Annotated in this window: 11 protein-coding genes; 3 read left to right on the forward strand and 8 right to left on the reverse strand. The window is 70.7% G+C overall.

Features of this window, described 5'->3' with window-relative positions:
* Positions 1-36: 36 nt before the first annotated feature.
* The gene (locus tag ACFU8V_RS03155) at positions 37-1263 is read right to left on the reverse strand and encodes an AI-2E family transporter (protein ID WP_025104207.1); all 1227 of its coding nucleotides are present in this window, start codon (positions 1261-1263) and stop codon (positions 37-39) included.
* Between the two features lie 62 nt (positions 1264-1325).
* Here ACFU8V_RS03155 and ACFU8V_RS03160 point away from each other — a divergent pair, with 62 nt between their 5' ends.
* Positions 1326-1625: a chorismate mutase gene (locus ACFU8V_RS03160; RefSeq protein WP_025104206.1), complete on the forward strand. Its 300-nt coding sequence runs from the start codon at positions 1326-1328 to the stop codon at positions 1623-1625.
* A gap of 9 nt (positions 1626-1634) precedes the next feature.
* Here the strand turns inward: ACFU8V_RS03160 and ACFU8V_RS03165 are convergent, their stop codons facing one another.
* The 4 genes from ACFU8V_RS03165 to ACFU8V_RS03180 form a co-directional block, all read right to left on the reverse strand.
* On the reverse strand, positions 1635-3341 hold the full coding sequence (locus tag ACFU8V_RS03165; RefSeq protein ID WP_378868910.1) for a long-chain-fatty-acid--CoA ligase: 1707 nt from the start codon (positions 3339-3341) through the stop codon (positions 1635-1637).
* Positions 3342-3408: 67 nt separating this feature from the next.
* Positions 3409-3951 (reverse strand): GNAT family N-acetyltransferase, encoded by a 543-nt coding sequence (locus ACFU8V_RS03170; protein ID WP_025104204.1) that lies wholly within the window; start codon positions 3949-3951, stop codon positions 3409-3411.
* Positions 3951-4544 (reverse strand): short chain dehydrogenase, encoded by a 594-nt coding sequence (locus tag ACFU8V_RS03175; RefSeq protein ID WP_025104203.1) that lies wholly within the window; start codon positions 4542-4544, stop codon positions 3951-3953. Before ACFU8V_RS03175 ends, ACFU8V_RS03170 begins: the two co-directional genes overlap by 1 nt.
* Before the next feature lie 103 nt (positions 4545-4647).
* Positions 4648-5745, reverse strand: coding sequence for an ROK family protein (locus tag ACFU8V_RS03180; protein WP_378868915.1), 1098 nt, complete (start codon positions 5743-5745; stop codon positions 4648-4650).
* A 122-nt stretch (positions 5746-5867) separates the two neighbouring features.
* Here ACFU8V_RS03180 and ACFU8V_RS03185 point away from each other — a divergent pair, with 122 nt between their 5' ends.
* Complete coding sequence (locus tag ACFU8V_RS03185; protein ID WP_378868918.1) at positions 5868-7031, forward strand: ROK family protein; 1164 nt, start codon at positions 5868-5870, stop codon at positions 7029-7031.
* A 179-nt stretch (positions 7032-7210) separates the two neighbouring features.
* Here ACFU8V_RS03185 and ACFU8V_RS03190 read toward each other — a convergent pair whose 3' ends face one another.
* The 3 genes from ACFU8V_RS03190 to ACFU8V_RS03200 are packed head-to-tail and all read right to left on the reverse strand — an operon-like array spanning position 7211 to position 10387.
* Positions 7211-8137 carry a carbohydrate ABC transporter permease gene (locus ACFU8V_RS03190; RefSeq protein ID WP_205807853.1) on the reverse strand — a complete coding sequence of 309 codons (927 nt, stop codon included), beginning with the start codon at positions 8135-8137 and terminating at the stop codon, positions 7211-7213.
* A gap of 2 nt (positions 8138-8139) precedes the next feature.
* Entirely contained in the window at positions 8140-9111 is a 972-nt protein-coding gene (locus ACFU8V_RS03195; RefSeq protein WP_025104199.1) for a carbohydrate ABC transporter permease, read from the reverse strand.
* A 31-nt stretch (positions 9112-9142) separates the two neighbouring features.
* Positions 9143-10387 (reverse strand): extracellular solute-binding protein, encoded by a 1245-nt coding sequence (locus tag ACFU8V_RS03200; RefSeq protein WP_025104198.1) that lies wholly within the window; start codon positions 10385-10387, stop codon positions 9143-9145.
* Between the two features lie 282 nt (positions 10388-10669).
* On the opposite strand from ACFU8V_RS03200, the gene ACFU8V_RS03205 reads away from it, so the two are divergent.
* Positions 10670-11569: an SIS domain-containing protein gene (locus ACFU8V_RS03205; RefSeq protein ID WP_085604321.1), complete on the forward strand. Its 900-nt coding sequence runs from the start codon at positions 10670-10672 to the stop codon at positions 11567-11569.
* The last annotated feature ends 5 nt before the right edge of the window (positions 11570-11574 follow it).

The raw sequence follows: 11574 nt of genomic DNA on the forward strand, positions 1-11574 counted from the left end.
TGTCGCCCGGATCTCCGAAGTTGTGCAGGGGTGGGATCAGGTGCGGGAGTCCTGCTTCGGCACGACCACCTGCTTGACGATGATGAGGATCGAGGCGGTGACGGGCACGGCCACGAGGGCGCCGAGCAGACCGAGGAGCGTGCCGCCGGCGAGGGCGCCGATGACGACGAGCGAGCCCGGCACGGCCACCGCCTTGTTCATGACCCGGGGGGTGAGCACGTACGCCTCGATCTGCATGTAGACGAGGTAGATCGCGGCGAAGACCAGCGCGGCGATCGGGTTCGTGAACAGCGCGAGGATGGTGCCGATCATCCAGAACAGCACCGAGCCGACGAGCGGGATGAGCGTGACGCAGAAGGCGATCGCGGCCATGAGCGGCGGGAACGGCAGGCCGAGCACGGTGTAGAGGATGAGGGCGAGGGTCGCGTTGCAGAAGGCGAGGACGACCATCCCCATCACGTAGCCGCCGACCGAATCGGTGATCTGCTGGGAGATGTCGCCGGCCCGGTCGCGGTCGCGGGCCGGGACGAGACGCAGCATTCCCTGGCGCATGGCCGGGAGGGTCGCGAGGAAGTACAGCGTCAGCACGAGCACCACGATCGCGCCCGAGATCCCGCTCGCGATGGACGCGCCCACCTGGAGCGCCCCGCCGCCGATCGTCGCGAGGTTGCCGAAGTCGGAGAGGAACTTCTGCACCTCCGACACGAGGTCCTGGAACTGGTCACCGAACTGGTTGTTGAGGGTGGCGTAGAGGTCGGACTTCGTGAAGTCCTGGATCATGCCGGGGACCGACTTCACGAACCCCGCGATCTGATCGACGACGATGGGCACGATCATCCAGAGGACGAGGGCCACGACGACGATGAGAGCGAGGATCGTCACCACGACGGAGAGCGCGCGGGAGATACCGCGGCGTTCGAGGAAGCGGACGGCCGGGTCGAGGCCGAGCGCGGCGAACAGGGCGAGCGCGATGTAGATGAGGACGGTGGAGAGGTTGTAGAGCGCGCTGCCGATCACGATCGCCCCGAGGCCTCCGAGGGTCACGAGGAACCCGAAGACGAACGGCCGATCGATCCGCGTCCAGAACGAGCGGCTGGGCGTGGTCGGCTCGATCACCACGGGGACGGACGGCTTCGCGGCGGCATCGGGCGCCTCCACCGCGGCTCCGACCAGCGCGGCGTCGACGGGGGCGGGGACGGAGTCCGGGGCGGGACCGCCCTGGCCGTCGTGCGGAGCGGAGGCCGGCGACTGGTCGTTGCTCATGAGCACACGATAGCGGTGCCCCTCGTCGGAGGCCGGGTGATCCGCGGCTCTAGAGTAGGGGCATGACTGCCGCTGAGGATCCGAAGGCCGAACTGCTCCGGCTGCGTGCGAGCATCGACAACATCGACGCGGCCCTGATCTTCCTGCTCGCGGAGCGGTTCCGCGCCACACAGCAGGTGGGCCACCTCAAGGCCGAGCACGCGATGCCGCCGTCCGACCCGAACCGTGAGGAGCAGCAGGTCGCCCGGCTCCGCGCGCTCGCGGAGGACGCCCACCTCGACCCGGAGTTCGCGGAGAAGTGGTTCAACTTCGTCGTGGCCGAGGTCATCCGCCACCATACCGAGGCCGCCGAGGGGCGCTGAGCCCGAGCGTCAGGCCCCGCGCTCGGCGAGCAGCCGGTCGCGCACCTCGCGCCGCAGCACCTTGCCGATGAGCGACCGGGGGAGGTCGTCGACGGCGGTGATCCGGCGCGGCACCTTGTAGGCGGTCAGGTGGGTGCGGCAGAAGTCGCGGAGCCCGTCCATGTCCGCCGCCGCGCCCTCGCGGAGCACCACTGCCGCGGCGACCTCCTCGCCGCCGCTCGCCCGAGGGAGCCCCACGACGGCGGCGGCGACGACGTCCGGGTGGGCTTCCAGCGCGCTCTCCACCTCGCTGGGCGCGACGTTGAAGCCGCCGGTGATGATGAGCTCCTTCCGGCGGTCGACGATGGTGACGAACCCGTCGGGAGAGACCTCGGCGATGTCGCCGGTGCGGAGCCAGCCGTCCGGCAGCAGGGTCTCGGCCGTCTCGCCGGGGCGCCCCCAGTACCCCTGGAAGACCTGCGGTCCGCGCAGCAGCAGCTCACCGGGCTCGCCCGTGGGCACGTCGACATTGGGGTCGTCGGGGTCGACGACACGGATCTCCGTGCTCGGGAACGGGACGCCGACGGTGCCGGAACGCCGTGTCGGACCCATCGGGTTGCCGAGCGCGACCGGGGAGGCCTCGGTCATCCCGTACCCCTCGACGAGCAGTCCCCCGGTGGCCTCCTCCCAGCGTCGCACCGTCGCCACGGGGAGGCTCATGGCCCCGGAGATCGCGAACCGCACCGTCGAGAGGTCGACTGTGCCGCGGCCGGCCGCGCGGGCCAGCTGGTCGTAGATGGGCGGGACGGCGGGGAGGAAGGTCGGCGGGCTCGTGCGGGCGGCGTCCGTGACCAGGCTCACATCGAAGGCCGGGAACAGCACCACCTTCGCCCCGATGCTCAACGCGAACGTGAGGCACAGGGTGAGTCCGTAGGCGTGGAAGAGCGGAAGCACGGCGTAGAAGGTCTCCTCGCCGTCGCGGAGTCCTGGCACCCAGGCCCGCCCCTGCATCGCGTTGGCCCGCAGATTCGCGTGGGTGAGGATGGCGCCCTTGGGGATCCCGGTCGTCCCGCTCGTGTACTGCAGGACGGCGGTGTCGCCCAGCGACGGCCCGGGGGTGCGGCGGGGGAGCCGCCGGTGCGACACGAGCTTCTTCCACGGCGTCAGGTGCCGCGCGCGGGGCGTGCCGGTCAGCTTCGCCCGCGATGCCCGGGCCTTCGGGACGGGGAGTCGCAGCAGGAGGCGCTTCGACAGGGGCATCGCCGCCGTGAGGTCGACGCTCACGATGTGGCCGACCCGGAGGTCGTCGGGGAACCCCGCGACGGTGTCGGCGACCTTGTCCCACACGATCGCGACGCGGGCCCCGTGGTCCTCGAACTGGTGGCGCAGCTCCCGCGCGGTGTAGAGCGGGTTGTGCTCGACGACGATCGCGCCGAGGCGCAGGACCGCGTAGAACGCGACGACGTGCTGCGGGCAGTTCGGCAGCACCAGCGCCACCCGGTCGCCCTTCGTGACCCCGAGGTGGCGGAGTCCCTCCGCGGCGCGGTCGATCTGCTCGCCGAGCTCCCGGTAGGTGGTCACGGCACCGAAGAACTCGAGGGCGGGGCGACGCGCATACCGCCGGATGCCGGCGGCCAGCATCTGCGGCAGGGTCTGCGTCGGCTCGTCGATGTCGGCCGGCACGCCCTCGGCATAGGAGCGGAGCCAGGGACGGGAAGACAGCGGCGCGTCGGTCATGCCCTCATCTTCCGACACGGACCTGTGCTCCGCCTCCCCCTTGCGCTCACCACCGTTCGGCGTGCAGTCACCCGTCCGCGAGGACGCTCATGACGATGGCGTCGACCCACTCGCCGTCCCAGCGCAGCGCCTCCCGACGCCGGCCCTCGACGACGAACCCGGCCTTCTCGTAGGCGCGCTGCGCCCGCGGGTTGAACGCGTACACCTCGAGCTCCACGCGATGCAGTCCCACGGTGTCGAAGGCGTGCCGGATGACCGCGCGCGTCGCCTCGGTCCCGTATCCGGCGCCGAACCACCGCGGGCCGGCGAGGGCGATGCGGAAACCGGCCGAGCCGTTGTCCTCGTCCAGGTCGCTGAGGACCACCTCGCCGATGTGCGCGCCGTCGTCGCGACGGAGGATCGCCCAATCCGCCCGGTCGTCCCGGTCGGCGAGCGACCGGAGCCAGGTCTCGACGCCCTCGCGGGTGAAGCGCGCGTGGGTGCCGGTCAGCCGCAGCACCTCGGGCTCCTGCAGGGCCGCCCAGGTGCCGTCGAGATGCTCCGGTCCGAGCGGCACGAGGTCCAGCCGCTCGGTGGTCAGGGTGGGGACGGGAGTGAGGGAGAGCGCCATCAGACGGGGAGCACCCGCCCCGAGACGATGCCCTCGACCGCGCGCACGTACGCTTGGCCGACCTCGTCGTCGGTGACAGGGCGGTGGCCGGGGAAGGTCGAGAAGTACCCGGGGGAGTTCGCCAGCACGTCGGGGGAGACCGCATTGATGCGGATCCCCCGCGGGGCCTCGGCCGCCGCCGTGATCACGAACGACTCCAGGGCGCCGTTGGCCATCGCCGCCGCCGCTCCCGTCGCGATCGGCTCCCGCGCGAGCACGCCGCTGGTGAGGGTGATGGAGCCGCCGTCGGTCACGTGGTCGAGGGCGACCCGTACGACGTCGAGCTGCGCGAGGGTCTTCCCGGTGAAGGCGGCGAGATAGTCGTCGCGGTCGAGATCGGTGAGCGGCTTGAAGGGCACGGAGCCCACGGCGACCACGACGGCGTCGACCGGGCCGACCCGCTCGAAGAGGCTGCGGATGGAGGCGGGGTCGGTCACGTCCACGTTCTGCTCGCCGGAGCGGGACGCCCGCACGACCTCGTGTCCCCGCACGTCGAGGGTGGCGGCGACCACCCCGCCGATGCTGCCGGTCGCGCCGATCACGAGTACCTTCATGCGGATTCCCTCCCAGGACGGATCGAGACGACGGACGGCCGCCTCGCGGGATCGAGTCTCCCATCCCTTCCGGGCGGGAGGGGACGGATGACGGGCGCGTCCGTCAGCGCGGGCTGAACTCGGCGGCCACCACGCGGGTCGCCGCGCCCAGCAGGACGGCGTCGTCGAGCGCGCTCGGCACCACGGTCGGTCCGAGGGAGGGGTGCGAGGCGGCACGGACCGCGGCGGCCGTCGCGTCCACGAACTCCGGGGAGACGATCCCGTCCGGACCGCTCAGGACGATCGTGGGCAGGTCGACGGCGGCGGCGATGACCGAGAGCGACGTGCCGAGCCGGGCGCCGGCGGCGGTGAGCACCGTCGCGTGGTCTGCGCCCGGCGTCTCCAGGCGCCGGGCGATCGCGGGAGCCGCGGCCCACGCGTGGACGCAGCCGTCGCGGCCGCACAGGCACAGCTCGCCGGGGTCGCCACCCGCACCGACGTGCGCGAGCTCGCGGGCGCCGCTGGAGCGTTCCACCGGGGCGCCGTCGTCGCCGACGACGCGGATCGCGGTGCCGATGCGGGTGCCGATGCGGACGAGCAGGAAGTCGGTGCCGACGGAGCCGAACCGCTGCGCGGCGTCGGCCACGAGATCGGCGTCGTCGAACAGGTGGACGGGCGCGTCGAGGACGTCCGCGAGTCGAGGGCCGAGACCGAGCAGCGCGGAGGAGCCGGTGGGCACGCCGATGCCGATGCCGAGCGCGGGACCGTCGGCGAGGGCCCGCAGCTCGGCGACGAGACCGGCGATGGCGGCGGCGGCGTCCGGGGTGCGCGGCCGGCGGAGGCGGTGCGCGATGCGGCCGTCCGGCGAAGCCAGTGCGCCGACGATGTCGTCGGGTGCGGAGAGGTCGAGTGCGATGACCTGGACGGCACGCTGGTCGAACTCGAGCATCACGGCGGGCTTCCCCGGCCGGGACTCCTGGCTGGGTCCGCTCTCCCGGATCACACCGTCGGCGAGCAGGTCGCGCACGACCTCGGAGACGGTGGGGCGGGCGAGGCCGGTGAGCCGGGACAGATCGGCGCGACTCAGGGCGGACTGCTCCATGAGGGTGCGGAGGACGAGGGCGCGGTTCCGCTCCCGGATACCGCGGGCGTGACCGTTGCCCGGTGGCTGCGCGGCTCGTGCCCGATCCGCGGGGCGCTCTAGGATCTGGGGGTAGCGCACGATGCTCCTCCCGATCGACGCTCGGGCTGACTAAGTTCAATGAATAAACTAACGGACCGAGCGTACGGAGCGGTACGCGCGCTGTCAATCGACGGACCTCGGCCCCGAGAAGGAACCCGCAGATGTTCACCCACGACGACGCGCTGGACACCCAGGCGGCGGTTCGGCGAGCGAACCTGCGACGGGCGCTCCAGCTCGTCTTCCAGGCCTCCGGTTCGCAGACCCGCGCCGGCATCGCGCGGGCGACCGGCCTCACGGCGGCGACCGCGTCGTCCCTCGTCGCCGAGCTCATCGAGAACCGCTTGATCGCGGAGGGTGAGCAGGCGGTGAGCACGGGGGGCAAGCGCGCGACCACGCTCAGCATCTACGCGGAGCATCACCTGATCCTCGTGCTCGTCGTGCAGCCGACCAGCGCGTACCTGGCGCTCGTCGCCCTCGACGGCTCCGAGGTCGAACGACGCAGCATCGCGTACACCGTGCAGACGCGCGACCGGGTCCTGGACGAGACCGTCGCGAAGGTCGTGGCGACCTCCGGGGAACGGCTGCTCGCGGTCGGTGTGCAGGTCCCGGGGACGACCGACGGGCGCACCGTGCTGGAGAGCGTGCAACTGGAGTGGCACGAGGTGCCGCTGGCGGAGCGCTTCGAGAGCATCGCGGGCGTCCCGGTCCTCCTCGTCAACGACGTCGACGCCGAGGCCATCGCGGAGGCCGGGCTGGACGCCGCCCCCTCGGGCTACCGCCTGTTCATCCACAGCGGCGGGGGCATCGGCGCCGCGGTCACCCTCGACGGGGAGCTCGCGCCGGGACCCCGCGACCGCGCGGGGGAGATCGGGCACGTGCAGGTGGTGTTCGGCGACGCCGCCCGTCCGTGCCGCTGCGGCCGTCGCGGCTGCCTGGAGTCGGCGGCCGCGATGGGACCGATGCTCGGCGAGGAGTTCTCGGACGCCCTGGACGCATCGGCGGTCCGTGCCCTCGTCGCCCGGGCGGATCAGACGCTGATCGACGACGGGGCGCGGGCGCTGGCCCGGGCCATCAAGCTCATCGGGGCGCTGCTCGATCCGATCGAGGTCGTCATCGGCGGCCCCGCGACGGAGCTCGGCCCCCGGTTCCTGGAGCGGGTGCGGGCCGAGAGCGGCTACCCCGCCCGCGGCACCGCCGACATCCCGATCCGGTACGCCGATCCGCGCGTCGCCCCCTCCGCCGGCCCCGCGCAGGCCGCTCTCACCGCCGTCCTCGGCGTGCGATGGAGCCCCGAGCAGCTCCGCGCCGGCGGCCCCCGCCCCTGATCCCGCCCCCGACCCGCCCCTGACCACTCCCGTCGGATGTTCCGGCTGCACGATCCGGGTACGGGCGCACGACCGGATCCGCCCGGAACCCCTGCACGCGCGCCGCGGTCGTGCAGGGGCGCCGGATGGGAACCCGGGGGGTGGACGGGAACCCGGGGGTGGGCGGGAACCGGGACGGGCTACTTCACGCTGCCGGCGGTGAGGCCGCCGACGAGACGCTTCTCGATGAGCATGAAGAGGATGATGACGGGCAGGATCGCGACGATCGAGACGCCGAACACGTACTGCCAGCTCGTCTCGTACTGACCGACGAACTTCGTGAGCGCGACCGACAGCGGCTGGTTCTTGTCCGTCGACAGGATCACCAGTGAGGCGGCGAACTCGTTCCAGCAGGCCACGAACGTGAACACGATCGCGGTGACGATGCCCGGCCAGACGAGCGGGAGGTTGATCCGGAACAGGACCGTCAGGCGTCCGGCACCGTCGATCTGCGCCGCCTCGTCCACCTCCTTGGGGATGCCGGCGAAGAACGAGTGCATGATCCACACGGCGAACGACAGGTTGAAGGCCGCGTTGATGAAGATCATCGCGGTCCAGGTGTCGCCGAGGCCGAGGACGGTGAACTGCCGGAACAGGCCCGACGTGAGCACCGCCGGCTGCAGCATCTGCGTCACGATCACGAGGAACAGGAACACCATGCGGCCGGGGAACCGGAACCGGGCCGTGTAGTACGCCGCCGGGAGCGACACGAGCAGCACCAGGAGCGTCGCGAACACGGAGATGACGATGGTCGAGACGAGGTTGTACGGCAGCGGCGTCTCGGGCGTCGACCACATCGTGAGGTAGTTCTCCCAGTGCCACTCCACCGGGAGGTAGGTCGGGTCGACCGAGCGGATCTGCGCCTTCGTCTTCACCGATCCGAAGAACATGATGAGGTACGGCAGCACGAAGACCGCGAGCACGAGGAACCCGGCGGCGGTGCGCAGGATCACCCGGGGCAGCGTCACCTGATCCGCGGTGTAGCGGCGCCGGCGGCCGGGGATCGGCGGGGTGCGTCGTCCGCGGGAGTCGGCGGTGGTCACGAGGGCGGTCTCGGTCACGGTCATGATCAGACCTCCTTCATGGGCTTGACGATCTTGACGTAGGCCGCGACGATCGCGATCACGATGAGGAAGGCCACGACCGACAGGGCGCTCGCGACGTCGACCTTCTTCTGCAGCTCGATGTACTTGAAGATGAGCGTCATGATCGTGTCGGCGCCGTAGCCCGGGATCGACCCGGTCATCACCTTGAGGATCGGCAGCGAGTTGAAGACGTTGATGATGTTGATGAGGATCGCCACGGCGAGGGCGCTCCGCAGCTGCGGCAGGACGATCGACCAGTAGGTGCGGGCGGCTCCGGCGCCGTCCATCTTGGCGGCCTCGATCGCGTCGGCGGGGACGGACTGCAGCCCCGCGAGGATCGTGTAGGTCGTGAAGGGCAGCGACACGAACACCGCGATGACGATCGACCAGGCGAACGCCGTCGTCGGGTTCTTCGTCCAGCCGTAGCCCACCGCGTCGTCGGAGAGCCCGATGTCGTAGAGGAACTTGTTGAAGACCCCGAAGTACGGCTCGAGGCTGTAGTAGAAGACCATCGTGGTCATCACCACGGACGCGGCCCACGGCACGATGACCGCCATCCGCACGAGCTGGCGACCCGGGAACGCCTTGTTGAGGATCTGCGCGAGTCCGAGCGAGATGACGACCGTGAACAGCACGACCGACACGACCCACACGATCGTGCGAACGAAGATCGGCCAGAACTCCGGGAACGTGAAGACGGTCACGAAGTTGTCGAAGCCGACCGAGCCCTTGTCCAGGCCCGACAGCGAGATGTCGCGGGTGGAGTTGAAGAACATGACGCCGGCGGGGAACAGCACCACGCCGATGATGAGCACCAGCGCGGGGGCGATCCACGGCAGCGCCTGCAGGAGGTCCCGCCCGCCGGGGCGACCGCGCACGGCCGTCCCGGCGTCCGGGGTGCGGGGGCGGCCGGTGGCCGCCCCCGCGAGGTTCGAGGATTCTGTCGTCTGGCTCATGGGGGATTCCCGAACCTCTCCGTTCCGCGGGTCAGCCCGCGTCCACCTGGTCCTGGATCTGCTTCAGCACATCGGCGGCCGGCTGATCCTGGATCTGTCCGAACAGCGACTTGAAGGCGCCGTCCGCGGCCGACCACTTCGGGTTGGTCGACGGGTAGAACTGCGCGTCGGGCAGCACGTCGAGGAACGGCTTGAGGGCCTCCTCGCCGGACAGCTCCTCGGCGCCGGACTTCGTGACGGGGAGGAAGCCCTCCGCCTGCACCCACGGCACGTAGACCTCGGGCGAGTAGAAGTAGTCGAGGAACTTCGTGATCGCCTCCTGCTTGTCGCCGTCGTTCTCGAACGCCATGAGCTGGTCCATGACGCCGAGGGTGAACGGCGAGCCGTCCTCGGTCGGGATCGGGACGATCGAGTAGTCGAGGTCCGGGTTGTTGTCGGCGATCTGGCCGACCGTCGGCGGCAGGCCGACCTGCATGCCGATCTTGCCCTGGATGAAGATGTCCATCAGCGGGGAGCGCTGCGTGGAGCCGGGGTCGGCCTGGGTCGCCCCGGCGTCGATCATCTTCTTGATCTGCTCGGCGCCGACGAGGTTCTCCGGGGTGTCGATGGTGATCTCCGACGCGTCGCCGAAGGATCCACCGCCGCCCCAGAGCCAGACGGCGGCCTCGGCCTGCGCCTCCTCCGAGCCGAGCGGCATGCCGTAGCCCGCGACACCGCCGCCGAGCCCGGACACCTTGGTCGCCGCGTCGAGCAGGGAGTCCCAGTCGGTCGGCGCCTCGACGCCCGCCTGGGACAGGAGGTCGTTGTTGACGAACAGGGCACGCGCGGAGGCGATCATCGGCAGGGCGTAGGCGGTGCCGTCGACCTCGGCGTTGGCGAGGAAGGAGTCCTGGAAGTCGGAGTAGACGTCGTCCGACACGACCTCCTCGACCGGGTAGAGCAGCTCGTCCTCGACGAAGCCCGCGAAGGGGCCGCCGTTGTAGATGTCGGGCGCCTCGCCGGCCTGGACCTTCGTGGAGATGACCTTCTCGAGGTTGTCCCACGACTGCACCTCGAGGTTGACGGTGATGTCGGGGTTGTCCTTCGTGAAACCGTCGATGACGTCTTCCCAGAGACCCTTCGTGGCGTCGGAGTAGCTGGGGACGAGCAGGTCGAGCGTGCTGGCGTCGTCGCCGCCGCCGCTGTCTCCTCCCGATCCACCGAAACCGCAGGATGCGAGCGACAGCGTGGCGACGGCCGCGACCGCTGCGGCCCCGTATCGCCGTGACTTGTTCATGGGCATTGCATTCCTCACTGTGGGTGCTGCTCCAGCGGGCGGGATCCGCTCTCCGGAGAGGGGGGTGGTGCACAGTCGCAGAACACTCCACGCGACGGTGCGTGTTGATCACGCCGCCGAGGTGGTCGCGATCGTCCGAGCGGGGGCTCGGGGGAACTCGTCCCGATTATTTGTCAGGCAAACAAACAAATCAAGATGTTGCTCTCTTGGGACGAAATACTATGATCGGATCACCCCCGAAACAATCACAAGTACACAACAACTCGTCCGAAAGGCCTCCTCATGACCGATTCGCTGCCCGGCGCGCACATGCGCGAAGAGCTCCGCTCCCAGCCGCAGATGTGGGCCACCGCCGCCGAGCTCACCGCCGAGCAGGCCCTCCTGCCGACCCGCGGGGCACGCGTCGCGGTCGTCGGCTGCGGCACCTCGTGGTTCATGGCCCAGTCGTACGCGGCGCTGCGCGAATCGTCCGGCCATGGCGAGACCGATGCCTTCGCGGCGTCCGAGGCCTTCATCGACCGCGGCTACGACGCGGTCGTCGCCCTCACCCGCTCCGGCACCACGACCGAGGTGCTGGAACTCGTCGACCGCATCAAGGCGCGCACCCGCACGATCGGCGTGATCGGCGACCCCGACTCCCCGCTCGTCTCGCTCGTCGACGACGCGGTGCTGCTGCCGTTCGCCGACGAGCAGTCGGTCGTGCAGACGCGCTTCGCCACGACCGCGCTTGCCCTCTTCCGCGCGTCGCTGGGCGAAGACCTCTCCGGAGCCATCGCCGACGCCACCGCCGTGCTCGCCGAGGAGGGCGACGACACCGAGCTGCGCGACGCCGAGCAGTACACGTTCCTCGGGCGGGGCTGGACGATCGGCCTGGCCCACGAGGCCGCCCTGAAGCTGCGCGAGTCCTCGCAGTCGTGGACCGAGGCGTACCCGTCGATGGACTACCGTCACGGTCCGATCGCCATCGCCGCGCCGGGCCGGGTGACGTGGCAGTTCGGAGAGGCACCGGAAGGCCTGGCCGCGGAGGTGCGCGCCACGGGCGCCCGTTTCGAGCACCGGGCTATCGACCCGCTCGCCGACCTCGTGCGCCTGCACCGGACGGCCCTCGACCGTGCCGTGGCCCGCGGGCTCGACCCCGACCAGCCGCGCAACCTCACGCGATCCGTCATCCTGGATGCATGACGCCA

Source organism: Microbacterium sp. NPDC057658 (assembly GCF_042799975.1).
Taxonomy (GTDB): Bacteria; Actinomycetota; Actinomycetes; order Actinomycetales; family Microbacteriaceae; genus Microbacterium.

Coding starts and splice junctions, on each gene's coding strand:
- ACFU8V_RS03155 (WP_025104207.1), bottom strand. CDS start 1,263: ATGAGCAACGACCAGTCGCCGGCCTCCGCTCCGCACGACGGCCAGGGC.
- ACFU8V_RS03160 (WP_025104206.1), top strand. CDS start 1,326: ATGACTGCCGCTGAGGATCCGAAGGCCGAACTGCTCCGGCTGCGTGCG.
- ACFU8V_RS03165 (WP_378868910.1), bottom strand. CDS start 3,341: ATGACCGACGCGCCGCTGTCTTCCCGTCCCTGGCTCCGCTCCTATGCC.
- ACFU8V_RS03170 (WP_025104204.1), bottom strand. CDS start 3,951: ATGGCGCTCTCCCTCACTCCCGTCCCCACCCTGACCACCGAGCGGCTG.
- ACFU8V_RS03175 (WP_025104203.1), bottom strand. CDS start 4,544: ATGAAGGTACTCGTGATCGGCGCGACCGGCAGCATCGGCGGGGTGGTC.
- ACFU8V_RS03185 (WP_378868918.1), top strand. CDS start 5,868: ATGTTCACCCACGACGACGCGCTGGACACCCAGGCGGCGGTTCGGCGA.
- ACFU8V_RS03190 (WP_205807853.1), bottom strand. CDS start 8,137: ATGACCGTGACCGAGACCGCCCTCGTGACCACCGCCGACTCCCGCGGA.
- ACFU8V_RS03195 (WP_025104199.1), bottom strand. CDS start 9,111: ATGAGCCAGACGACAGAATCCTCGAACCTCGCGGGGGCGGCCACCGGC.
- ACFU8V_RS03200 (WP_025104198.1), bottom strand. CDS start 10,387: ATGAACAAGTCACGGCGATACGGGGCCGCAGCGGTCGCGGCCGTCGCC.
- ACFU8V_RS03205 (WP_085604321.1), top strand. CDS start 10,670: ATGACCGATTCGCTGCCCGGCGCGCACATGCGCGAAGAGCTCCGCTCC.